General features: G+C 32.0%; 23 protein-coding genes and 2 tRNA genes. 5 read left to right on the forward strand and 20 right to left on the reverse strand.

Features of this window, described 5'->3' with window-relative positions; all coding sequences use genetic code 11:
* Positions 1–13: 13 nt before the first annotated feature.
* From bhDAH_RS01875 to bhDAH_RS01960, 18 genes are all read right to left on the reverse strand, one after another.
* Positions 14–1,084, reverse strand: a complete 1,071-nt coding sequence (locus tag bhDAH_RS01875) for a BMP family ABC transporter substrate-binding protein (RefSeq protein ID WP_012422149.1) — start codon at positions 1,082–1,084, stop codon at positions 14–16.
* Positions 1,085–1,239: 155 nt separating this feature from the next.
* Positions 1,240–2,274 (reverse strand): BMP family lipoprotein, encoded by a 1,035-nt coding sequence (locus tag bhDAH_RS01880; RefSeq protein ID WP_012422150.1) that lies wholly within the window; start codon positions 2,272–2,274, stop codon positions 1,240–1,242.
* Positions 2,275–2,298: 24 nt separating this feature from the next.
* Positions 2,299–3,318 carry a BMP family ABC transporter substrate-binding protein gene (locus tag bhDAH_RS01885; RefSeq protein WP_012422151.1) on the reverse strand — a complete coding sequence of 340 codons (1,020 nt, stop codon included), beginning with the start codon at positions 3,316–3,318 and terminating at the stop codon, positions 2,299–2,301.
* 85 nt (positions 3,319–3,403) lie between these two features.
* Positions 3,404–3,877: a 30S ribosomal protein S7 gene (rpsG, locus tag bhDAH_RS01890; protein ID WP_012422152.1), complete on the reverse strand. Its 474-nt coding sequence runs from the start codon at positions 3,875–3,877 to the stop codon at positions 3,404–3,406.
* A 14-nt stretch (positions 3,878–3,891) separates the two neighbouring features.
* Positions 3,892–4,266 carry a 30S ribosomal protein S12 gene (gene rpsL, locus bhDAH_RS01895; protein WP_012422153.1) on the reverse strand — a complete coding sequence of 125 codons (375 nt, stop codon included), beginning with the start codon at positions 4,264–4,266 and terminating at the stop codon, positions 3,892–3,894.
* A gap of 62 nt (positions 4,267–4,328) precedes the next feature.
* Positions 4,329–8,462, reverse strand: coding sequence for a DNA-directed RNA polymerase subunit beta' (gene rpoC / locus bhDAH_RS01900; protein ID WP_012422154.1), 4,134 nt, complete (start codon positions 8,460–8,462; stop codon positions 4,329–4,331).
* 14 nt (positions 8,463–8,476) lie between these two features.
* Positions 8,477–11,944, reverse strand: coding sequence for a DNA-directed RNA polymerase subunit beta (gene rpoB, locus bhDAH_RS01905; protein ID WP_012422155.1), 3,468 nt, complete (start codon positions 11,942–11,944; stop codon positions 8,477–8,479).
* 85 nt (positions 11,945–12,029) lie between these two features.
* Positions 12,030–12,398, reverse strand: coding sequence for a 50S ribosomal protein L7/L12 (gene rplL, locus bhDAH_RS01910; protein WP_012422156.1), 369 nt, complete (start codon positions 12,396–12,398; stop codon positions 12,030–12,032).
* A 68-nt stretch (positions 12,399–12,466) separates the two neighbouring features.
* Positions 12,467–12,961, reverse strand: a complete 495-nt coding sequence (gene rplJ / locus bhDAH_RS01915; RefSeq protein ID WP_012422157.1) for a 50S ribosomal protein L10 — start codon at positions 12,959–12,961, stop codon at positions 12,467–12,469.
* Between the two features lie 10 nt (positions 12,962–12,971).
* Complete coding sequence (rplA, locus tag bhDAH_RS01920) at positions 12,972–13,646, reverse strand: 50S ribosomal protein L1 (RefSeq protein WP_012422158.1); 675 nt, start codon at positions 13,644–13,646, stop codon at positions 12,972–12,974.
* On the reverse strand, positions 13,646–14,080 hold the full coding sequence (gene rplK, locus bhDAH_RS01925) for a 50S ribosomal protein L11 (protein WP_012422159.1): 435 nt from the start codon (positions 14,078–14,080) through the stop codon (positions 13,646–13,648). The genes rplA and rplK overlap by 1 nt, the downstream gene beginning before the upstream one ends.
* Before the next feature lie 54 nt (positions 14,081–14,134).
* Entirely contained in the window at positions 14,135–14,689 is a 555-nt protein-coding gene (nusG, locus tag bhDAH_RS01930) for a transcription termination/antitermination protein NusG (RefSeq protein ID WP_012422160.1), read from the reverse strand.
* A gap of 9 nt (positions 14,690–14,698) precedes the next feature.
* A complete protein-coding gene (secE, locus tag bhDAH_RS01935; RefSeq protein ID WP_012422161.1) occupies positions 14,699–14,869 on the reverse strand; it encodes a preprotein translocase subunit SecE in 171 nt (56 codons plus the stop codon).
* A gap of 30 nt (positions 14,870–14,899) precedes the next feature.
* A tRNA-Trp gene (locus bhDAH_RS01940) sits at positions 14,900–14,971 on the reverse strand.
* Between the two features lie 10 nt (positions 14,972–14,981).
* Positions 14,982–15,161 carry a 50S ribosomal protein L33 gene (gene rpmG, locus bhDAH_RS01945; protein WP_011772345.1) on the reverse strand — a complete coding sequence of 60 codons (180 nt, stop codon included), beginning with the start codon at positions 15,159–15,161 and terminating at the stop codon, positions 14,982–14,984.
* A gap of 21 nt (positions 15,162–15,182) precedes the next feature.
* A tRNA-Thr gene (locus tag bhDAH_RS01950) sits at positions 15,183–15,255 on the reverse strand.
* An 85-nt stretch (positions 15,256–15,340) separates the two neighbouring features.
* Positions 15,341–16,192, reverse strand: a complete 852-nt coding sequence (locus bhDAH_RS01955) for a hypothetical protein (RefSeq protein ID WP_043924431.1) — start codon at positions 16,190–16,192, stop codon at positions 15,341–15,343.
* Between the two features lie 11 nt (positions 16,193–16,203).
* A complete protein-coding gene (locus tag bhDAH_RS01960) occupies positions 16,204–17,226 on the reverse strand; it encodes a tetratricopeptide repeat protein (protein ID WP_172643766.1) in 1,023 nt (340 codons plus the stop codon).
* Positions 17,227–17,300: 74 nt separating this feature from the next.
* Here bhDAH_RS01960 and bhDAH_RS01965 point away from each other — a divergent pair, with 74 nt between their 5' ends.
* Entirely contained in the window at positions 17,301–18,608 is a 1,308-nt protein-coding gene (locus tag bhDAH_RS01965) for an SH3 domain-containing protein (RefSeq protein ID WP_012422164.1), read from the forward strand.
* A gap of 12 nt (positions 18,609–18,620) precedes the next feature.
* Positions 18,621–19,277, forward strand: coding sequence for an ankyrin repeat domain-containing protein (locus bhDAH_RS01970; protein WP_012422165.1), 657 nt, complete (start codon positions 18,621–18,623; stop codon positions 19,275–19,277).
* A 5-nt stretch (positions 19,278–19,282) separates the two neighbouring features.
* Here bhDAH_RS01970 and bhDAH_RS01975 read toward each other — a convergent pair whose 3' ends face one another.
* Positions 19,283–20,809 carry a hypothetical protein gene (locus tag bhDAH_RS01975; protein WP_043924432.1) on the reverse strand — a complete coding sequence of 509 codons (1,527 nt, stop codon included), beginning with the start codon at positions 20,807–20,809 and terminating at the stop codon, positions 19,283–19,285.
* A 137-nt stretch (positions 20,810–20,946) separates the two neighbouring features.
* Here bhDAH_RS01975 and bhDAH_RS01980 point away from each other — a divergent pair, with 137 nt between their 5' ends.
* Entirely contained in the window at positions 20,947–22,137 is a 1,191-nt protein-coding gene (locus bhDAH_RS01980) for a dicarboxylate/amino acid:cation symporter (RefSeq protein WP_012422167.1), read from the forward strand.
* Between the two features lie 23 nt (positions 22,138–22,160).
* On the opposite strand, the gene proS is transcribed toward bhDAH_RS01980, so the two are convergent.
* Positions 22,161–23,627 (reverse strand): proline--tRNA ligase, encoded by a 1,467-nt coding sequence (gene proS, locus bhDAH_RS01985; RefSeq protein ID WP_043924433.1) that lies wholly within the window; start codon positions 23,625–23,627, stop codon positions 22,161–22,163.
* Between the two features lie 798 nt (positions 23,628–24,425).
* Here proS and bhDAH_RS01990 point away from each other — a divergent pair.
* Together bhDAH_RS01990 and bhDAH_RS01995 are read left to right on the forward strand one after the other, a co-directional pair.
* Positions 24,426–25,025, forward strand: a complete 600-nt coding sequence (locus tag bhDAH_RS01990; RefSeq protein ID WP_012422169.1) for a DUF3996 domain-containing protein — start codon at positions 24,426–24,428, stop codon at positions 25,023–25,025.
* A 10-nt stretch (positions 25,026–25,035) separates the two neighbouring features.
* Positions 25,036–25,803: a DUF3996 domain-containing protein gene (locus tag bhDAH_RS01995; protein WP_012422170.1), complete on the forward strand. Its 768-nt coding sequence runs from the start codon at positions 25,036–25,038 to the stop codon at positions 25,801–25,803.
* The last annotated feature ends 26 nt before the right edge of the window (positions 25,804–25,829 follow it).

Genomic DNA, 25,829 nt, shown 5'->3' on the forward strand with positions numbered 1-25,829 from the left:
ATCTAACTAAATTTTATAACCTCGCCTTAAATAAATCAAATTCATGTTCAGTAGAAGGTATAATAAGCTCCCCATTAACTATCGCAGTCTGAATCTTTGTAATGACATCAATCAAATCATTGTCGATAATATTAGGGTCCTTAATAATATCTATAACGCCCTCCTTCATTCCTCTTTCAATCATCCTACCACCATTAAATCTATTACTTTTAACAGCATCTAATGAAAAATTGTATATAGCCTTCCCAACATCCTTAATTACAGAAGTAATAACATGCCCAGGTGCAAGGTGTGCCATATCTTTATTAACCCCAATTACATAATGACCAGGCCCAAGTTCCTTTGCAACAGTAAACACACCAAGCAACGCAGGACCCATTACAGGAAAAATAATATCAATGCCCTCCGCAACATACATGTGCTCGGCAACCTCTTTACCAGTATCGTTGCTCAATTCATCTAAAATTCTCTTTAAAATAACTTTTGTCTTAGGATTTGCATAAAAAGCCCCTGCTCTAAATCCAATTACAAACCTTTCAACATACCCAACATCAACACCAGTCAAAAACCCAATCCTATTGCTCTTACTCATCTTAGCAGCTAGATACCCAGCTAAAAATGCTCCTTCCTCAGATTTAAAATTAATAGCTAAAAGATTTTTAGGCAATTGAACATTAACATAATTAAAAGGATCTATAATTCCATAAAAAATATTTGGATTCTCATAAGCAAATCTTAATGCAGGCTCTGAAAAATGAGCACTAATAAACCAAATAAAATTGACACCATCCTTTTGTAACGCGTAAACATCTTCTGCTAATACTTCATCAGCTGTCATCAATCTCTTGCCTTCAACAGGATAAGGTGTTAAAACCTTTGGAATAAGTTTGATTTTAAACTCATTTCTTATGTTAACAGCACCATCAAGAGCATTTTGCAAATAACCCTTATCATTGAAATCGCCTGGAGCCATAATCCCCATAACAATTCGACTATCAACAGCAACAGAAGAAGATTTTTTTGAAGAAAAACAAGACACAAATAATAAACTAAATAAAATTATAAAACATAAATTTTTTGACACAGGCTATTCTCTCCCATAAAACAAATTTAAACATTTTTCAATTTTAAAATAAAAATCTATACAAACTATCAACAAAAACAACACTAAATTTACCTTATATAAAAGGTAAATTTAGAAATAAACATTAATGAAATTGCCTCTCTTTAAGCAAGGATTTAATTTAATAGATTATTCATATCTAAAAACTTATTATATTCATCAAGATTGCTTGGAACCAAGATATCATCACGAACTATTTTATCTTCTATAGTCTCAATCTCAACTTTAATGTAATCTTTAATTTTAGAATCATGCTTAACAATACCTACAGCACCATCTTTAAGCCCAAATTTTAATATTTTGCCACCATCAAAATCATTTGTATTTAAATAATTCTTTGTTATCTCATAAAGAGAATTCCCAACATTTTTAACAACTGACGTTAAAACATTATCAGGCGCAAGATATGACTGATCCTGATCAACTCCAATAATATAATGTCCAGCACCAAGTTCTTTTGCAACCTCAATAGCACCAAGACCTGCAAGCCCTGCTGCTGCAAATATAATGTCAATCCCAGAAGCATACATCTTGCTTGCCATTGAACGTCCAAGTGAAAGATCAGAGAATGAGCCTACATATTGAGAATTCAACTCAATGTTTTTATTTGCATATTTAGCACCAGCTTCATATCCACATTTAAACGAATTAACAACTACACCATTCATTCCACCTATAAATCCAATCTTACCTGTCTTGGATGTCTTAGCAGCTAAATATCCAGCTAAAAATGAAGCCTCTTCAACTTTAAATGAGAGGCCAAGCAAATTATCAGGAAGACTTACATTATCTTCATAAATAACATCAATAACTCCATAATTAATATCTCTATTAAGAGCAGCAGCCCTCTCAATAGCATCTTGAAGTTTAAAACCAACTCCCCAGATAATACTAGAACTTTTATCTTTAAGACTATCTAAATCACTAGCATAAGCAGAAATTGTTGAGGTTTTTCCAACAATCTCAACTCCAAAATCTTTTTCTAATATTTGAGCACCCTTCCAAGCATCTTCACCAAATGACTTATCATCAAAAGTGCCATCAACTATCAAAGAAATTACGGGATTTTCCAAAGATTTAGAAACAGATGACTTCTTATTACACCCTAAAAAAGCTAATACAACAAAAATAAATACTATATATTTATTCATATAGCAAACCCCCTCATAGTTATATTAGCTCTTATGCAACAGATTAACAATAAAGTTGCCATAAGATTTTTCATCTTTGGGAACTTCAATCTCATTATTCATTATCTTATCTTTAATTTCTGAAAGAAAATCATAATCCTTTATTAAATTTATTGACTTATTAAAAATTAAATCAAGTGCTCCATCTTTAAGTCCAAATTCTAAATTATACCCACCATTCCATTTGCCAATCTCTAAATAAGAACTTGTCAAATCTAACATAACTATATCAATCCTCTTAACATATGACACAAGTATGTTATCAGGCGCAAGATATGACTGATCCTGATCAACTCCAATAATATAATGTCCAGCACCAAGTTCTTTTGCAACCTCAATAGCACCAAGACCTGCAAGCCCTGCTGCTGCAAATATAATATCAATCCCAGAAGCATACATCTTGCTTGCCATTGAACGTCCAAGTGAAAGATCAGAGAATGAGCCTACATATTGAGAATTCAACTCAATGTCTTTATTTGCATATTTAGCACCAGCTTCATACCCATATCTGAATGAACTTAGCACTACACCTTCTATTCCACCTAAAAATCCAATCTTACCTGTCTTAGATATTTTAGCTGCTAGATACCCAGCTAAAAACGCCCCTTCCTCAGATCTGAAATTCACATTCACTAAATTTTTGGGCAATTCAATATCTTCTGCATAAGAACCTTCAATAATTCCATAATTCACATCAGAATTCTCGAGAGATTTTTGCAAAAACGCATCTGTAAACCTAAAACCAACTCCCCAAATTAGACTAGCCCCACTCTCTTCCAATCCTCCAATATCTGATAAATAATCAGAAGCCTTGGATTCTTTTTGAATTATATTAACTCTAGATTCTTCTTTAAGTTGGGTCATTGCCTTGGAAGAATTTTCATTAAAACCTCTATCATCAAAAGTTCCATCGACAATGACAGAAATAGTATTAGATACTGGGATCTTATCTTGTGAACCTGAACAACCCAGAATCAAAAATAATAAAACAACCTTCTTTAACATACATACGAGCTCCTGATCAATTGTATATAAAATTAATTAAACTCGCAACATAAAATATTGAAGTATTAAAAAAGTTGTCTTATTATTACCATCTGTAATGTGTGAAAGCTCTATTTGCCTCTGCCATTCTGTGAGTATCTTCTCTCTTCTTAAAAGCAGCACCTGTTGAATTGTAAGAATTAACAAATTCATTTGCTAACTTTTCTTGCATTGACTTCCCACTAGCCTTTCTGGCAGCTGAAATAATCCATTTCATTGCCAAAGCCTCACGCCTTTCCTCTCTAACTTCAACTGGCACTTGATAAGTAGCACCACCAACCCTTCTGCTTCTAACCTCTACTAATGGTTTAACATTATCCAAGGCCTTATTGAAAGCAGCAATCTTATCAACTTCCTCAATCTTTTCTGCAAGCATATCAATTGAATTATAAACTATAGTTTCACTGATAGATTTTTTTCCATCAAACATCATTCTATTCACAAATTTAGCTATCACTTGAGAATTATACTTAGAATCTTTAAAGACTTTTTTCTTAATTTTTTTACTCTTTCTTGACATACAATTTACACCTCTTAAGCTTTTGGTTTCTTGGTCCCATACTTAGAACGACCTTGCTTCCGATTATTAACACCAAGAGTATCCTTAGCTCCCCTGATAATATGGTACCTAACACCTGGTAAATCTTTAACCCTCCCACCTCTAATTAAAACAACTGAATGCTCTTGCAAATTATGACCAATCCCTGGAATATAAGCTGTTACTTCAAATCCATTTGAAAGCCTAACACGGGCTACTTTTCTTAAAGCTGAATTAGGTTTCTTAGGTGTAACTGTCATCACACGAGTACAAATTCCTCTTCTTTGAGGACAATTTTGAAGCGCAGGAGATGCTGTCTTTTCTTTTTGACTCTTTCTTGGCTTCTTAATTAGTTGATTGATTGTAGGCATCTATGCTCCCTTTTTCCTAATTTTACCAATAAATGGTATCAAATATATGATTTATTTTCAAGCTACACTTCAGAGCTTGAATTTTCCCTTACCTTAACTCTTTTATATAAATTCATACCTGTGCCTGTAGGAATTAAATGTCCAATCACAACATTTTCCTTAAGACCTTTAAGATCATCAACGCTACCCGCAATTGAAGCATCTGTTAACACTTTAGTTGTTTCTTGGAAAGAAGCAGCCGAAATAAATGAATCGATATTAAGAGATGCTTTTGTTATTCCAATAAGGATTGGACTAGCTACTGCAGGTTCACCGCCTTGCTCAATTACCCTTTTATTTTGCTCATAAAAAGCATGTTTGTCCACCTTTTGATTATAAACAAAATTAGTATCACCCACAGACACAATCTTAACTTTTTTCATCATTTGTTTAATGATAACACCAATATGCTTATCATTAATGCTTACACCTTGCTTCCTATAAACATCCTGAATTTCTGCTAATAAAAACTCTTGCAAACTAATTCCACCAAGAATTTCAAGAACATCATGAGGATTAATTCTTCCATCACAAAGCATATCTCCAGCCTTAACAACATCTCCATCTCTAACTAAAAGATGTTTCCCAGCAGGAATATAATGCTTATGCTCAACTCCATACTCATCTAAAACATTAATAAGTCTTTTACCTTTCTGAATTGCCTTAAACTGAACAATTCCACTTACCTTAGCCATTTCAGTCAAATTCTTTGGAATTCTTGTTTCAAACAAATCATTAACCCTAGGAAGACCACCAGTAATATCTTGGGTTTTCTCAGAACCTTTAGAAAGCTTAGCAATAACATCCCCTATATTAATATCTTGTCCATCTTCAACTTGAAGATAAGCATCTCCAGGAAGAACATAAGATGTAATCTCAACCCCTCTATCATTAATAATTAAGATTCTAGGATCAAGTGACTCAAACACTTGATCAGTAATTCTCTTCTCAATATTTCCAGTTTCAAGATTAATCTCTTCTTTAAGAGTTGTTCCTAATATAATATCTTTAAATTTAACTTTTCCCTTAAATTCAGCAATAATTGGTTCTGCAAATGGATCAAACGTTCCAATTACACGCCCAGCCTCAACATAATCACCCACATTTATCTCAAGTCTCGTACCAGCCTTTAGAGATATTTCTTGCTCCTCAGAGACAATCATTAGCTTGTCGTCTTTAATTTTAACATAACCAATATGAGTTGATAATACATCAATACCATTCTTATTTATAAATAAAGGCATGCCCTTAATTACCTTTTGAGAATCTAAGACTTTAAGCTCTTTAATTTCTTTAATATTTTCCTCATAAATAACATTTATTACTTTTAAAGTTCCTTTTCTTGTAAAAAGCAACCCGTCATCAACTTGTACATTAAATCCCTCTAATCCATTAAGAATGAAAGCGTTCTTAAGTGCAATCTTATCATCTTCACTACCAGCTTGTGCAACTCCCCCAATGTGGAAAGTTCTCATGGTAAGCTGTGTTCCTGGCTGACCTATTGACTGAGCAGCTATTATTCCAACAGCCTCTCCAATATTAACAGGCTTATTATTTGAAAAATCTCGACCATAACATTTTTGACAAACTCCATGCTCAGCTTCACAAGTTAAAACAGATCTAATTACAAGCTTATCAATACCAACAGTTTCTAATAATTTTATCTTATCCTCTGTAACCTCCTCATTTACATCTAAAATAATCTCACCTGTAATAGGACTTTTTATTCTCTCAATTGAATAACTTCCGACAGCTTTTTCTCTTAAAGGCTCAACTATTTCCTCGCCATTCTTTAAAGCCTCAACCTTTATACCATTAATAGTTCCACAATCTTCTATTCTAACAACAACATCTTGAGCAATATCTACCAATCTTCGAGTTAAATACCCAGCATCTGCTGTCTTAAGAGCTGTATCTGCAAGTCCCTTCCTTGCACCATTTGTAGAGATAAAGAACTCTATAACAGAAAGCCCTTCCTTAAAATTAGAAATGATTGGAAGTTCAATAATATCCCCAGAGGTTTTAGCCATTAATCCTCTCATTCCTGCAAGCTGCCTTATCTGATTTCTACTTCCACGAGCACCAGAATCAGCCATCATATAAATGACATTAAATCCATCTCTATCTTTTTTAAGAATTTCCATCATTTTATTGGTAAGCTCTTCATTTGTCTTTGACCAAACAGAAACAACATTATTATATCTCTCTTCTCCAGTAATAACACCTTTAGTATAATCATTCTGAATTTTTGCAATCTCTCTATTAGCCTTATCCACATATATTTTCTTCTCTTCAGGTACAATAATATCGCTCATACTTATTGTACATCCAAATTTAGTAGCATATCTAAACCCAAGTTCCTTAATAATATCTAACATCTCAATTACAATAGATGAGCCATAAATAACATAAACTTCAGAAATCAAACTTTGTAGCTCATAATCACTAAGGGTTTTATTTACAAATGTAATCTTCCCTGGTAAAGCTTCATTAAATACAACACGTCCTGCCGTAGTTGCTATATACTCACCATCAATCTTTACATAAATTTGTGCATTATAGTCTAAACTTTTATTATTAATTGCAAGAAGAACATGATTGAAATTAGCAAATTTACGTCCCTCACCAACTACGTTTTTCCTTTCCATAGTTAAGTAATAAAGACCTAATACAATATCTTGAGATGGGAATACAATAGGATGTCCGTTTGCAGGATTTAACAAATTATTGGTTGACAACATCAAAGCCCAACTCTCAGCCTGCGCTGCAGGTGTTAAAGGAACATGCACAGCCATCTGATCACCATCAAAGTCAGCATTATATGCATGGCAAACAAGAGGATGCAATTTAATTGCCTTTCCTTCAACTAAAACTGGTTCAAAAGCTTGTATTCCCAGCCTGTGAAGTGTTGGGGCTCGGTTTAAAAGTACAGGATGCTCTTTAATAACATTGTCTAAAATCTGCCATACTTCATCCACTTCTTGTTCAATTAGACTTTTTGCTCTCTTTATGTTAAATACGGATTCACTCTCAATTAATTTTCTAATTACAAATGGCTTAAAAAGCTCAAGCGCCATCTTTGCCGGAATACCACACTGATGCAGTTTAAGTTCAGGGCCAACAACAATTACAGAACGACCTGAATAATCAACTCTCTTTCCAAGAAGGTTTTGCCTAAATCTACCTTGTTTTCCCTTTAATGCATCAGAGAGAGATTTAAGCGGTCTATTGGATGTACCTTTAACAACTTTTCTCTTATGCGAATTATCAAAAAGAGAATCAACAGATTCTTGTAACATTCTTTTTTCATTTCTCACAATGATCTCAGGTGCATTAAGAAGTAAAAGTTTTCTTAACCTATTATTCCTATTGATTACTCTTCTATAGAGATCATTAAGGTCAGAAGTTGCAAATCTTCCACCATCAAGCTGAACCATTGGTCTAATTTCTGGCGGGATAACGGGAAGAACATCCATAATCATCCATTCTGGCTTATTTCCAGAAACTTTAAAATTTTCAATAATCTCAAGACGCCTTAATAGTTTTTTATCAGTTTTATCATCTTTATCGATCATTTGAAGTCTAAGCTTAGATGAAAGTTCATCAAGATCAAGATTTTCAAGTAAAGTTTTAATTGCCTCAGCACCCATTGAAGCACTAAAAGACATTCCATATCTCTCTTTTGCTTCAGAGTATTCATCTTCATTTAAAAGTTGCATCTTTTTAAGATCAGTATCACCTGGTTCAATTACTATATATTTTTCATAATAAAGAATAGAGTTTAAATTAGAAGCTGTAATATCAAGTAAAAGACCAATTCTAGAAGGAATATATTTATAATACCATATATGAGCAACAGGAGCTGAGAGTTCAATATGTCCCATTCTCTCACGCCTAACTTTAAAATGCGTTACCTCAACATTACAACGATCACAAATAATGCCTTTATATCTTATTGACTTAAACTTTCCACAATAACATTCCCATTCTTTAGTTGTTCCAAAAATTCTCTCGCAAAAAAGACCATCTTTCTCAGGCCTTAAAGTTCTATAGTTAATAGTTTCAGATTTTTTAACCTCTCCATAAGACCAACTCCTAATCTGATCACGAGATGCTATTTTTATTCTTATCTTTTCAAAATCTTTTATCTCTTTCATAAGACCCTCAAAACCTAAGTTTTATTAATTAATTCCTCTTCCTTTTCTGTTAAAGGAATTTGATTGCCCTTATCATCATAAATTGATAAATCAAAACCAAGACCTCTTAGCTCCTGCATCAAAACATTGAAAGATTCAGGAATTCCAGATACATTAGTAGGAATGCCTTTAACTATATTCTCATATATCTTAACTCTACCTGACATATCATCTGATTTCACTGTTAAGAGCTCTTGAAGAGTATGAGCAGCTCCATAAGCCTCAAGTGCCCAGACTTCCATCTCTCCAAGTCTTTGACCACCAAATTGTGCCTTTCCTCCAAGAGGTTGCTGAGACACAAGTGAATAAGGCCCTGTAGACCTTGCATGCATCTTATCATCAACAAGGTGATGCAGCTTAAGCATATATATAATTCCAACCATTACCTCATTCTCAAATGGTTCTCCTGTATATCCATCATATAAAACTGCTTTTGACGTTTCATTAAATCCGGCTTTCTTTAATTTTTCCTGAATGCATTCATTTGTAGCAGATTCAAACACAGGAACATCATAATATTCGCCAAGATATTTACCAGCAAGACCAAGCTGAGACTCCATTAATTGCCCAATATTCATACGAGACGGCACTCCTAAGGGATTTAAACATATATCAAGAGGAGTTCCATCTGCAAGATATGGCATATCTTCAACAGGAAGAATCTTTGCAACTACACCCTTATTCCCATGTCTCCCTGCCATTTTATCACCCTCTTTAAGTTTCCTTTTCTTGGCAATATAAACCTTCAATATCTCATCAACACCAGGTGGAAGATTGCTAACATCATCCTTAGTAATTCTTTGAACATCAATTACAGTACCTTCAGTACCATGTGGTACTTTAAGTGAATTATTCTTAACATCTTTTGCCTTCTCACCAAAAATAGACGTTAAAAGCTTAAATTCAGGAGTAATGTCTCCTTCTGATTTTGGCGTAACCTTACCAATTAAGATATCACCCGGCTTTACATAAGTTCCTATTCGTACAATTCCATTCTCATCAAGCTTATTTAATATCTTCCCACTAACATTGGGAATATCAGCTGTAACTTTCTCAGGCCCAAGCTTAGTTTCCCTTACCTCAATACTAAATTCTTTAATATGAATTGAAGTATAAAGATCTTCCTTTATAATCCTCTCAGAAATTAAGATAGCATCTTCATAATTAAATCCATTCCAAGGAATAAAACCAACCAGCAGATTATTACCAAGTGCCACTTCTCCATATCTAGTAGCAGGACCATCAGCTATTATCTCGCCCTTATTAACTACTTGACCCTCTTTAACTAAAACCGAATGATTAAAAGAAGTATCCTGATTTGTCCTCTCATATTTAGCAAGTTCATATTCATCTAAATCATGATCATCAGCCGCATCCTCAGGTCTTATAACTATTTTCTTGCTCGTTGCCAATACGACTATACCTGACCTTTTTGCCTTAACAACAACACCAGAATCCTTTGCGACTATTCTCTCCATACCAGTACCAACAATAGGTGGTTGTGGAAATAACAAAGGAACTGCTTGACGTTGCATATTTGAACCCATAAGAGCACGGTTTGCATCATTATGCTCAAGAAAAGGTATTAATGCTGAAGAAACAGAAATTAACTGTCTAGGTGAAACATCCATATAATCGATATTCTTAGGAATCATCGTAGTATAATCACCAGAAACTCTAACGGAAATCAAATCATCAATATAATTACCCTCTGCATTAACAGCAGCATTTGCCTGAGCAATACATTTTTTTTCCTCATCAATTGCAGACAAGTACTCGATCTCATCAGTAACCTTGCCGTCAACCACCTTTCTATAAGGAGTCTCTAAGAAACCATAATCATTTACCTTTGCATAAGTAGCTAAAGACACAATAAGACCAATATTTGGTCCCTCAGGAGTCTCAATAGGACACATTCTACCATAATGGGTATAATGCACATCTCTTACTTCAAAACCTGCACGATCTCTTGAGAGCCCCCCAGGACCCAAAGCATTAAGACGCCTCTTATGAGTCAATTCAGCTAAAGGATTAACTTGATCCATAAATTGTGAAAGCTGACTAGTTGCAAAAAATTCTTTAACAGCAGAAACAATAGGTTTAACACTTATTAATTCTTGAGGCTTAAGATTAAACACCTCTTTATTAGACATTCTATCTTTTGCAATTTTCTCTACTCTTGACATTGCACCTTTATATATATTTGTAAGCAACTCACCAACAGAACGAACTCTTCTATTTCCAAGATGATCAATATCATCAAGAACATCATGACCATCATATATTCTTAAAAGATGAGATATCGTATTTACTATATCTGTCATAGTAAGAACTGAAGTCGTTAAGTCATCAAGACCAAACTTTTTAGAAAGCTTATATCGACCTACATGACCTAGATCATATCTCTTCTCTGAAAAAAACACATTTCTTAAATCACTCTCAGCATTATCAATGGATATTGGCTCGCCAGGTAAAAGCACACTATAAACCGCAAGCATTACAGATTCTCTTGAAAGCTCTTTAAAGCCATCTTTTAGAGAAAAATAAGCATCTTCTTTCTCGAAACAATTTAAAATAACATCGGAACTAATAAAATGTTTTCCAGGAACACTATCATATCCATCAAAATCAATAAGGTCTATCTCTTTTACTCCATTTTGCAAGAAATCTTCAATATCTTGCAAAGTTATCTTATCACCTGCACGATAAGTCATATTTTCTTTTATAATAATATTTGTTGCTAAATATTGTCCTGTGATTTCTCTTTTAGTATCTTCATTGACCTCAATTTTTCTAATCTTATAAAAAGTTTCAATTATTCTCTCTCTAGTATTAAGACCTAAAGCTCTTAAGAAAAGAGTAACAAGTATTCTTTTTTTTCTGTCTATCTTAACATAAAGGTAATCTTTTTTTGAGTCTATCTCAAATTCTAGCCAAGAACCACGATAAGGAATAATACGAGCATAATATAAGTCTTTTTCCTTGTAAAAAACAACCCCAGGGGATCTATGAATCTGTGATACAATTACTCTCTCAGCACCATTAACAATAAAAGTCCCTCTATCAGTCATTAAAGGAATAGTCCCCATATAGACATCCTTTTGCCTTATCTCTCCTGTTGTTAGAAACTGCAAATTTAATCTTATTTTTAAAACAGCTTCATAACTTTGGCCCTTTCTTTTGCATTCTTTTTCAGTAAAACTAAGAGAATTATATTCAATATAGTATTTCTCATATTCAAGCGCAACCTCACCATTGCTACTTTTCATAGGAAAAACATCCCTAAAAACAGATTCAAGGCCTTCATTAAGCAAAGGTCTATTCGTTTTTAATCTCTCAAGCTGCAAAAATTTCTCATAAGAATTCAATTGTATTTCTATTAGGTTAGGTAAGTCTAAAATTTCTTCGGCTTTTCCTTGTCCTAGATGAACCCTTTTTATCATTAAAAGACTCCTTTTTTAAGACACAATAAACCACATGCCACTAAAATGACATGTGGAATAACAAATCTGGCATATTTTTAATGTTTTATTTAATTTCAACTTTTGCACCAACTGCTTCTAGTTTCTTCTTTATTTCCTCAGCATCTGCTTTTGAAACACCTTCCTTAACTGCCTTAGGAACAGCTTCAACTAAAGCTTTAGCTTCCCCAAGTCCAAGCCCGGTAATAGCCCTTACTTCTTTAATAACATTTATCTTACTATCTCCGAAAGATACAAGCATTACATCAAATTCTGTCTGTTCCTCAGCACCAGCAGCAGGACCAGGTCCAGCAGCAACAGCAACCGCAGCAGCAGTAACTCCAAATTTTTCCTCAATAGCTGTTATAAGCTCAACAACTTCAGCTGTTTTAGCTTCCTCAAGCCATTTTAAAATATCTTCTTTACTTAGTGCCATATTAACTTAACTCCTTTTACATATATTTCAAACAGCGATAGCATGCACCGTATTAAGACTAAACACTGTTATGATTCAACTTTAACATCAGACAAAGCCTTTAAAGTTCTTGCAAGTTTTGACATTGGAGCCTTAAGCACACTCATAAATAAAGAAATAGCTTCTTTCTTAGTAGGAAGCTGACTATAAGCATTAAGTTTAGCCTCATCATAAACTTCTCCTAGAACAAAGCCTCCCTTAACTTTTAAAGTGCTAGTTTTAACAAACTCATAAAAAATTTTTGCAATCACATTAGCCTCATCAACAGCAGTAACAACAGCTGTTGGTCCTAAAAGGTAAGAATCAAGACCTTCCATATGTCTATCTTTCAAAACTCGCTTCATTATGTTGTTTTTAACAACTTTTAATTCGCCCTTTTCATTTTCAACTTTATTTCTCAATTCAGTAAGCTTTGCTACTGTTAGTCCTCTATAATCTAGGAAAAAAATATTATCTTTACCATCTAAAAACTCTTTCAACGAATTAAACATTTCAACCTTTTTAGGATTTATCTTTGTATGCATAATTCAACTCCTAAACAAAATCAATCTTCACAGAAGGCCCCATTGTAGATGAAATATAAACACTATCCACAAAAGTCCCCTTTAAATCACTAGGCCGTCTTTTAAGCAATTCTTTAATAAACTCATCATAATTTTCCTTTATCTTCTTGTTATCCATAGAAGACTTACCAACAGAAAAATTGAGCACACCATTTTTATTTGCCCTAAACTCTGTACGACCCTTCTTAAGACCAGCTATTGTCCCCTTTAAATCATTTGTAATCGTTTGTGTCTTAGGATTTGGCATCAATCCTCTCTTACCTAAAATAGGACCAAGCTTTCCCACATCTTTCATCATATCAGGCGTTGCAACAACAATATCAAAATCACTAAAACCACCTTTAACCTTATTAATCAGATCATCATCCCCAACATAAGCGGCACCAGCTTCCTTTGCCTCTTGAGCTCTATCACCTTTTGCAAAAACAAGTATTCGCTTTTCCTTCATAAACTGATTTGGCAAAACAACTGTATCTCTAACTGTATGATTCTTCTTTAAATTAAGATTAATAGATACATCTATAGTCTCATCAAATTTGACAAACTTGATCTCTTTTAATAAAGAGATTGCATCATCTATGCTGTAAGATTTAAGCTTATCTATCTTAGAGATAGCTTGCATATATTTTTTCCCACTCTTAGCCATTATTTTTCCACCTCAACACCCATAGAACGAGCACTTCCTGCAATGATATTAAACGCCGCCAGTTCGGTTTTTGCATTTAAATCTGGCATTTTAATCCTTGCAATTTCCATTACTTTTTCTTTTGATATAGTTCCAACCTTTTCTGTATTTGATTTCTTAGAACCTGTCTCTATTCCAACAGCCTTCTTAATTAAGATCGAAGCCGGTGGGGTTTTTATAATAAATGAAAAACTTTTATCACTGTAAACAGTAATAATGACAGGAACGACAATCCCTGGCTCCATTTTAGCCGTCCTCTCATTAAATTCCTTAACAAACTGAGGACCACTAACACCATGGGGTCCAAGGGCCTGACCTATTTTAGCTCCTGGAGCAGCTTGAGCAGCTGGAACTTGAAGCTTGATCCAAGCAACCTCTCTTTTTTTTTTAGACATAAAATAACTCCTTATGGTAATAACGCCTTTAAGCTCCCATTAATATGCTAATTATTAAATTTTCTCTATATGTTGAAAATCAACCTCAACAGGAGTTGATCTTCCAAAAATTTGAACTGCAACTTTCAATTTCTTTTTCTCATAATCGATAGACCCGATAATCCCTTCAAAAGAATCAAAAGGCCCTCCTTTAATTCTAACTCTCTCGCCTTCTTCAAAATCATAAAGTATAAAAATAGACTTATCTGCCTTAATCTCCCCAGCAAGCATAAAAACACTCTTAACTTCTTCATCACTAATTGGAAGTGGTTTTTGCTCTTTATTAGTACCAACAAAATTTACAACACCTGGAATCTTAATAATATTAGCTACAGTGCTTTTCCAGTCCTGTTCAGGAAGATCTAACTCAATTAGAATATACCCCGGCCAAATCTTTCTTTCTCGTATCCGCTTTTTCCCGTTTTTTATCTCCTCTACCCTTTCAATAGGGGCCTTAACATCTAAAACATTAGCACCAAAAATACCTTCACTGATCAATAGTTTTATTTCTTGCTCTATCTTTTTCTCATACTGAGAAAAAGTCTGTAATACATACCAGGCCCTGGACATAATCTTTCCTTAAAATACATAAGCTATAGCAAGATACATGATATAATCTACTATACCTAAAAAAATAGAAATAAAAACAACCAACCAAAAAACTTGCTTCCCGCTGCCTATTACTTCACCATACTTAGGCCATGTTATTTTCTTAAGTTCTAAAACACTTTCTTTAACAAATTTAAACATTTAAAAGCCTCTCTTTAACAATACAGACAACAGGTCAGGAGGGACTCGAACCCCCAACATGCGGTTTTGGAGACCGCCGTTCCACCCTTGAACTACTGACCTATCACTTTAGTTATTTTATTTTACCCTCTTTATGAAGAGTATGCTTCCTAAGAATTGGACAATACTTCATTAATTCCAATTTTTCTTGTTTATTACGCCTATTCTTAGTAGTCGTATAATTTCTAATTCCTGTTTCCTCACATACTAAAGCTATAAGCTCAACAGCACCTTTACCTTTTTTCTTGCCCATAATAACACTCCTGACTAAAAAAGCCCTCAATCGGATTTGAACCGACGACCGCCACCTTACCATGGTGGTGCTCTACCACCTGAGCTACAAGGGCATTTCTTCCCTTTATAATAAACCCTTATATCATGTTAATTTATTATCTGAAAAAAGACAAGCCCCAAAATTATATTTCCAGACTCTTATTTAATAATAACAAGCTTACCTTCTCTTAAAAGATTAACATTGTTTTTATTTGAAAATATCTTATTAATAGAATACTCATCAAGTATGATATCTGAATGATTTTTACCATAAACTCCTTTAGCAATCAACCTTAAAGGATAATTCCCAACTCTATTCTTATTCTTATAAGAAATATCATCTGTATATTCAAGCATTCCCCACTTCCTAAGTGTATCTGGATCAACCATTCTTTTATCAAAATAAAGCTTAATACTCTCATCATAAATCTTAATAAAGAAAGCATCCGTTAATTTCACAACACCACCCGAAGAAGATTTATAATCATCACCCGCATAAATAATAATTCCAGTATAAATAAACTGATCAGCACTTGTACTTGTTAATGGATAAAAAGCTCTATAAGGCTTACTATGAGATAAAAACAAGTTCATAAAATCAGGAAAAAGAGAAAGCTCATACCTAACAGTTATGTTTTTTAAATCCTCTGAATACTTAGTATATCCCCTTTTCAAAATACTATCAAGTCCCGAAAAATAAAGTATTAAATGGGGATCGGAGTCAAAATAATCCTTAAAAGTATTATCAGCATCAATTGTTATTTCAAAAAGAGACTGCCTTATTAAAGTATCCTTAAAATCATTAACGCTAAACACTAATCTAGACGTAGAATCAAGCCCAACTCTACCAAATCTATCCTCATCTACTGGTTTAATAATATCAAAATAAACAACCTTTGCATCCCAATCAATCGTTCTCTTTATGCTAGATTTAGATAAAGAATCATTTATGATAGAGACATTAGAATAAAATAAAAATAAAAAACTTAAAAGGCTACTTAGCAAATTCACATCAAATCTCCCTACTTTTTCCCCAAATAAACACCTATCCAAGCCCAACCATTATTAATTTCTGGATCCTTTGGATAAGAAATTTTCTTAAAGACAAAATACCATTCCCAAATGTGCTCCCAGCCACTAGACCCAAGATAAGATATATCATCACTAGAATCAGCCTCAAAACTACTTGCAAACTGTATTCCATTTTTCCGCCTACTTCCAAGCTTAATCATCGTCGTCAAAAAACTATTTGTATTAATTGAATTGCTCTTCCCACCCCTTTGATCCCAACTTTGAATGAAAAAATTATGCTTATCTCTTATGCTCAATAATTTTGCAGTATTTCCAGAAAAAATATATCTCTTAACATCCTGAATTAAATCATTCAAATTTCTATAAATTACAAAGTCTGGATTATTATAATAATTAATCTTAGTAATAACACCAGAATAATCTATTGAATCTATTCTTAAGTCCGACCTTGGTATTGAAAGCAACTTTTTATAATAAAAATACGCCTCATCATAATTTTGAATACTCTCTAAACTTAAAGCAAGATTGTAATAATAATTACCCCTATCTGCATTAATAAGACTCTCAGCATTATCATTAAGCAATAATTTATAATAACGTATTTTGTCCCCAGCTTCAATATTTAAATTGATCACCCTTTTTGCAATATCTAATTTTACAGAACTATTTTCATAAATGTAATCATCAAAATTATCAACAACATATCTATAATAAGTAAAAGCCACTAAGTCTTCCTTGATGGAAGAATATATATTGCCCATCAAATAAAAATACAAAGGATAATATTCCCCACTCTCATCATTAGCAATTACTTGATTTACAACTCTTAAAGCATCTTTATAATCTTTATTGCGCATATGAATGTCGACTATCCTATCAACAATAAGAAATCTATCTAAACCCTTTTTATTTGACTCTTCTAAGAGACCTAAGAGACTCTGAATTTCGCTCTGTTTAATCCTACAACAGCTAAAAACCAGCATTAGTCCAAACGCTTGAATTAATAACTTCATTATTTTTATTATATAATAAAGGTCATGCATAACAAAACACATCTTAGGATCAATAAAAACTATCAGGATTTAACATGAATAAAAAATTAATTTATATCTTATCGATAATATTATTTCTATCTTGTTTTAATAAGAACAATAAATACGGTATTGTTCTAGATTCAAACAACAGAGAAAAACTACCAAACGGCTCACTTGTCAAAATAGAAAATACCGATCAAGAAAAACAAATAATAACAATAAACTATAATGAAACAAAATTTATCGTACATAAATTCACAATAGAAGAGTTTCAAACAAAAAAAGAAGCAGAAAAATTTAAACTAAGTATTCAACCATACGTAAACAAGTATGCTATAAGTAAAAAAGATCTCTTGCCCTTAAGAACATCTCCGGACAGCTATAGAGAAAACATAATATATAGAATTCCAAAAGAAGCTATCTTGAAAATAATACACATTGGGGAAGAAACAGAAGCAGGCTCACTTAAAGGGAGATGGCTACACGCACTAACAAAAGATGGATATAAAGGTTATGTTTTCAATTACTCACTTGAAATTTTTGATAATATTCCAGGAACAATACTCACAAGTCCATTAGATCAAGCCTCACAAAATGATATAATCAATACGTTTAAAAATATCAAATATTTAAGACCGCTATACTACGAAAAAATGATCGCCAATAACACTTATAACACCAATCTACTAAGAGAAGACTATGGACTATTTTTTACTCCCAAAAATGAAATAAAAATTAATATGCCCGAATTAAACTTACATTGCAAATTCAATATTGTTGAGGAGGTCAAACCTAATGGATTTCTATTTAGATCTGAAACTTCAGATGAAGATTTTATTATCTTAGAAAGAGAAACGCAAAACTACTACAAGTCAATCGTAAAAGTTAAAGAACACAACTTTGAATCTAAATTCGTTATCATTGAACAAAATATCGAAAAAATTATTCTTGAAGCAGAAAAGCAAAATCAAAATCTAATAAATAGATTAATATCTTATGGAACCTTAATAAATACACAATATGGAAATATTGAATTTAAAAGCGATAAAACTTTTGTCTGGGAAACAGATAAAAAAATTTATAATCTCCCAAGCTCTGGAACATTTGAAATAATAGGACTTAGTCCAAATCTACAGATTTCATATAAAAACGCTGTTAAACTAATGACCACGGAAGGAAAAGAATATTTCTGTCTGCTAGACTATACAAACAATGCCTTACAACTCATATTCATATCCCCTGAAAGCGTTGAAGATGATTTAATAATAATCAATGACAAGGATAAAATCGCAATCATACTGTTTAATAGCGCTCAGCCTAGTCAAGATATACTTACAAAACAATCCCAAAAAACTACTTAAAGGTTAGAATCAATGAAAATAATGCGCATACTATTATTAACACAACTGATTACATTCTTAAATGCAAATGAAAACACAACAATAATAAAAGAATTATCAAAAACAATTTATAATCCTAGTAATAAAGAATATGAAACAAATAAAGAAAGGCTAGATAATTTTATAGAGTCAATAGATCTAAATAACAACAATATATTAAAAGAGTTACAGAAAATAAAAAATGACCTTCTAATCACATCCGTATATTTCCAAAATATAAAGGGTACTTTAATAGCCCTAAATATCTCAGCAGAAATAAATTTTCAACATAAAATATCTCCACTATCAATTTCGATCATCAATAACGATTTTAACACTACCAAAACATTAATAGACTATGGAATTAAAATCAACAGAATAGACGAAACAGAATATCCATCAGTATTTTGGGCAATATACCTAAACAATGAAACAATGTTCAATCTTTTAAAAGAAAAAGGTGCTGATTTAAGCCTCACTCTTAAGAATGGAAAAACACCTATGCAAGCTGCAATAGAAATTGAAAATACTGATTTAATTGAGCTACTACTTAAAAAAAATGCTTATATTAAAGATGAATATAAAAAAGAAATTAAGAACTTAAAAAATAAAAATATAAGAAATATTTTCAAAAAGTATAAAATAATATAAAGTAACTAATACCCATCTGACATTTCAATATTTTTATCCTTTTCAAAAAGGTCCTTATATACAAAAGATTTTTTACTAAGCTCTTCCTTTAAATCTTTAGAAAAAGGAGTATTGCGCCACATTATGCCGCGAACCATCCTCTCAATCTTTTGAACTCCTTTGCTTTCCTTATCTAACCAAAGGAAATAATCATCTAAAAAGAAATTTTTAATATTGCCTTTCTTAATAAATTTAGAATAGTATTCATAATACTGACCTGTTAGTCCTGTTTCCATCCATCTAAACGATGCTTGATCTTTTGCAAGCTCCCAAATAAAATCTCCAACGCCAAAAATGATAGCTTTTCTTAAATCCTTAGAATACATAGGTATTAATATTTTACCTCGTCCATTAACTCGGTTTTTAATATCAACAGGCTCCCAACAAATTCCTCTCTCACCATAAGATGGTATTAATATAAAATAAGGAACAATCCTTAATAAATCCCCTCTATAATTTTTATAAAAAATTCTAGGCTGAATACTTTCAATTTCTCTGACAAGCTGAATGATTCTCTCCCTACTACCAAAAAACTGAGAATTTGTAACCACATTACTTTTAAGTAATATTGGGAAATGATTGCCCCTAGGCCCAATAGTGAGCTTATTAGCCTCCATTAAAGATCCAACTTCTTCAACTGCAATAGCAGAAGAATTAGGCATATCGATCTCTTGAATTCTATCTTTAATCTCAAGAAGCTCCTTATTTGCCTCCTTAATCTGAGCAATCAAAGATACGATTTCCTTATTAGTCTTTACCAAGCTATCAATGTAATGAGATGCGAAATTTAAAGGTTTTAAAATATCATCAGAATAAATTGTTCTCACTTCAAATTCATCTGTAAGTATCTCATGATTATATGAGGTCTCAACGAATAAAAATTTGAACATGCTTTTCAGATTAGTAATAGCTTCAATCCTTGCCTTATCACTTTTCTTAAGACTGCTCTTTGCAAAATCAATATTAGCTAAAAGCTTTTCTTGCTTATTAAACAATATCTTCTTCACGTCATCATCTTTAATATTTGCCATCGGTTCATCAATTGCAAGCCTTCTTAACTTCAATTCATTAACGCCATAAATCCATTCATCAAAATAGATAAATGGTTCATTATAATTATTATCCCAAATGGTCTTGGAAATTAAAGATTTAAGTTCACTGCTAAGAGCATTTGGAAGAAGGGCAGCAAATCTCAATAAAACTTTCTGTTCAATTGTTAAATTCAAAACATTTTTGGCTATTGATTTCAAAAATTTCCAATAAATGTTAATTATTTGCCTATAATTAGCAGCCCTCTCACCTTCTTGTACCGATTGTGGACTTAAATAATCTAACAATGCTTTATGAAGCCTAATACCAATATCCTTATCACTTGAGATAAGATTTTTATAATAATCATCGGTAAAAAAATTTTTATCATGTTCTTCTAATACATTAATTTCAGGCAACCTTAAATTTAAATCTGTATTGACCAAGTCAGGATACTTATACAAGAACTTCCTCTCCAAAATCGGACTTACTTACATGTTTTCATAATAAATAATATTACCAAAGTTTATATTTACCAAAAAATTTAGTAAGATCTATTATGCTAATAATATTATTTTTCAAACTCGCAAAGGAATAACTTATGAATACAAAAATAAAATTCTATCTGACGATATTTGCTGGAATACTGCTTGGATTATTTCTTCCCTCCGAAGCCTACAATACACTATCGCATATTTTCATAAGATTGGCCTATCTCTCCCTAATTCCTTTTTTAATATTTTCAATTCCACTTGGCATAGAAAACATAATTGAAAATAAAAAATTCAAAAAATTATTTGTAAAAACAATCTATTATGGAATGTTAATTAACATTGTAGGGGTAATAATATCCATTGCAGTCGCAACAATATATCTACCTCAAAGAATTCCAATATTAGACAAGAATATTCAAAATCTCTATATGTTTGATAAAACAGAACTTCTCGAAACATTTTTCCCCAAAAATATTTTTACAATACTCACAAACAACAACCCAAATCTCTTAAGTATTTATATTATCTCAATTATTATTGGCACTAGTTTTTATTATGCGAAACAAAAGGGAAGAATTGCCAGAGAACTTATTTTAAGCATATCAAATCTTTTTTATAATGCAAACGGAATAGTTGTCGAAATCTTACACTTTGGAATTATCTTTATCACAGCAGCATATACTACAAATTTAAAAAATTTTAAAAATTATCAATACTACATAGATAGCATAATCTTTTTATCATTATGGACAATAATAATTATATTAATAATAATTCCGATGATTAGCTATCGATTAACTAAAAATTTCAAATTATCATATAAGAACATACTAATATCCATCCAAAATATAATATTTGCTGGCTTAACAATGGATACTTATGTCCCCTATTCTGTCTTAATAGAAGATATTAAAAATGAAAGAATAAACATAAAAAAATCGATAATCACAAATATACCAATAATCAATTTTATTTCTAAATCTGGAACAATTTTTATCTCAACAATTTCATTTTTTATTATTTTAAAATCTTACTCTAGCTTGCCCATATCAATCTACGAAATAAGCTATATGAGCATATTAGCATTTCTCTTTATTTTTGCATTTCCACACATACCAAATAGTTTAATTTACATAATTACAATGCTATGCTCAACTTATACAAAAGGAATTGAGCTTAGCTACTCTAATATAATCCCAATACTTCCAATCTTAACATCTCTAGCTCTAATGATCGACTTCACCTCCAATATTGCAATAATGCAAATAGTAGATTTTAATGAATTACAAGATACTTAAAATTAATCTCTAAATGCACTCAATTAGTAAGATCTTGCGAATAAGACAAGATGCTTGGCTGCTGCATTGCAATAAATACAAGTCAAACCATTTAAAGGCCTATTTTGAAAATCCTCAGGAATGCACCGTATTGTAGCTTTTGTATCATTTTTAATGCTCTCTTCACAAACTTCACTCCCACACCATGAAGAGAGTACAAATCCTAAATGTTCATTGATACAAGTCTTAAAAATATCATAGTCATTCTCTTTAAATCCAATAATTTCTTTTGTATGCAAATTTCTAAACTCTAATGCCCTATTAAATAATTCACATTGCATAATATCAAGCTCATGGCGTATTTTAGATGACAACTCTTCAACTGATACTTGATACTTAGAGTTTTTATCTTTATCCCTTCTTGCAACAGTGACGCAGTTCATAAAAATATCATTAGAACCTATCTCTATTCGTATTGGAATTCCTTTAAGTTCCGCAGCAGCAAATCTAAAGCCTGGCGAATTTTTGACATCTCTATCAAGCTCAACTCTAAACTTTGCTTCTTTTAAAAGATTAAAAATAATAATCGAATATTCAAGAATCTTTTGATTAGCATCACCATCTCTTTTAAAAATAGGAACAATAATAATTTCAATTGGTGCTATTTTTGGTGGCAATATTAAACCCTTGTTATCAGAATGAACCATAATTAATGCTCCAATTAACCTAGTTGAAACTCCCCAACTAGTAGCAAAAACATAATCCATCTCACCTTTCTTATTCTGGAACTTAACATCAAAAGCCTTGGCAAAATTCAATCCCAAATAATGAGATGTACCTGCTTGTAAAGCTTTCTTATCTTGCATTAATGCTTCAATTGTGTAAGTAGAAACAGCACCTGCAAATTTTTCCCTTTCTGTCTTCTGCCCACAAAATACAGGAATAGCTAAGTAATCCTCAACAAACCTTTTATAAAGGTTTAAAATAAATAAAGTCTCCTCTAAAGCTTCCTTAGCAGTCTCATGGGCAGTATGCCCTTCTTGCCATAAAAACTCAGTAGTACGAAGAAATGGTCTTGTTCTTTTCTCCCAACGAATAATATTTGCCCATTGATTTATTTTAACAGGCAAATCCCTATAAGATTTTATCCATTTGCTATACATATTCCAAATAATTGTCTCAGAAGTAGGCCTTAAAACCAAAGGTTCTGCTAATTCTTCACCACCCGCAGTTGTTATAACAGCAAGTTCAGGTGAAAATCCCTTAACATGTTCTTTTTCTCTCTCCAGAAATTCATAAGGAATAAGCAATGGGAAATATGCATTCTCATGTCCTGTCTCTTTAAACTTATCATCAAGTATGCTCTTAATTCTCTCCCAAATAGCATATCCATAAGGCATAATAACCATACAACCTTTAACAGGACTGTAATCAATAAGTTTTGCCTTTTGCACTATATCTAAATACCACTTAGAAAACTCTTCTTCCTTTGAAGAAATAAAATCACCCATAAACTTCACCTTCTTTGAAAAATTTTAGAAATCCTAATTATAAGAAACAACATAATTTGCATTGAAAAGCAAAAAATTTCTTTTGTTTTATAATTAATAACATTTTGCCTATAATCATCCAGCCATGCTATTTAGATCTCTAATCTGAACACCGTAATTTAACCAATAAGAAAATAGTAAAAACGCTAAATAAGAATCATACATTAAAAATATGTCTTTAAAAAGCATGTAAAAAAATAAAAAGTAGCCTTATCAACTTGTAAGTCAAATCTATACTTAGATTTATATTTATATTAAAAATATGTCAAACATATTTTTAATATAAATCTTTGCTCTAATATTTATTTTATAAGTTGCAAAAATATGTTTATATTTTACAATAAATATTGGGAAAAAATATGTAGAACAATACTTATAGGTTTAACTATAATACCATGCCAAAAATTTAGACTAAAAAATAACTTCAGGAATGCCACAAATAACTCTCTACCCGCCAGTTCCAAAAAACCAAAATTAAATTTTATTGATATTAATAACTTCCCAAGTTACTACATTTCAAAACTTAACCAAAAGTTGATATCACCTAATAAAATACAAGCAAATAAATCTAATTTTCATGACTCAAAATTGTCAGAAACATGTTGATATGAAAAAAATTTTAACACTCAAAATATACAAAATAAAAAAAATTATAAAAATATCAACTACTAGAGAATCCATTAATATCTTACTTTTTATGAAATATAATTTTAAGAATTATGCACACCTAATCAGAAGACATAAGTTGAAGGAGAATTTATGAAAACATTATTAAAACTGATTATGATTTTTTTAACAAGTTTATCTGTTGCAACAACACTTGATCCAACGGCTCTTAATAGAATATTAAACAAGCAACAAGCACAACAAAGCACATTCGGAATAGGATTTGGAATTGGCAATCCCATAGTCAATATCATTATTAATTTCCCATATGTAGAAATAAACCTTGGATATGGGGGCTTTAATGGATTACATCCTAACAATTTCATACCTTATATTATTTTCGGAACTGATGCCCTATTTAAAGAAGAAATTTATGAAAATACAATGATCGCCGGTGGAATTGGTATAGGAGTTGACTTATCTCAAATAAAATCAAATGAGCAAGATGCTTCAAATATAGCCGGAAAAAATAATACAACCAAACAAGAGGAATTTTCAATAACCTCATCTAACAATAGATTGGGCATTGTGCTTAGGCTTCCTATTATATTGGAATACAGTTTCTTTAAAAAGATTGTAATAGGCTTTAAGGCTGTAACAACAATTGGCGGAACAATGATATTCAACCCCACATCAACGGAAGGAATCAGATTCGCATTTTTTGGTTTTGGATTCATAAAAATATACATGTAAAGGAAAATTAATGGAAAAAAACGCTCAAAAAATATTTATATTATTATTAATATTTGGCTTATACCATTTTGCATTCTCTCAATCTAATGAAACTTATTCCATTAAATGCCAACAAGAAGATGATGGGATCATCTGCACCACAAATGATAAACCTATCCCTCCAAAGCCTCAACCAGCCCCTCCAAAACCTCAACCTCAACCTCAACCAGCCCCTCCAAAACCTCAACCTCAACCAGCCCCTCCAAAACCTCAACCTCAACCCACTCCTCCAAAATCCCAACCAAACATTACCACAAATCCCCACGCAATGAAAATCAAAAAACATCCTTATTCATTTGCAGCAGGAACAGGAATTGGAAATCCTCTTATCAATCTTTTAATCTCGGTTCCATATGTAGACATAGATCTTGGATATGGTAGTTTCTTATACTTCAACTCTACAAATTTTAAACCTTACAATTTAATTGCCATTGATCTAATTTTCAGACAACAAATAGGAAAATCTTTCATAGTTGGAGGGGGCTTTGGAGTTGGGGCAGACTGGTCCCAAGCAAATCTAACTTCCCCTGGAAGTAAACAACCTGCTCCTTATGACAGAATAGCAATAGCAACCAGATTACCTTTATCAATAGAATATAAAATTATAAAAAATTTATCATTAGGATTTAAAATTTATCCTACACTAGGTCCAACAATATTTCTCACAAAACCAAAAATAGTGTTTGAAGGAATGAGATTTAAATTTTTCTCAATTGGGTTCATCAAAGTTTTAATATAAATAATAAACTTTACTAAAGTCAAAAT

The organism is Borrelia hermsii DAH (genome assembly GCF_023035675.1).
Lineage (GTDB): Bacteria > Spirochaetota > Spirochaetia > Borreliales > Borreliaceae > Borrelia > Borrelia hermsii.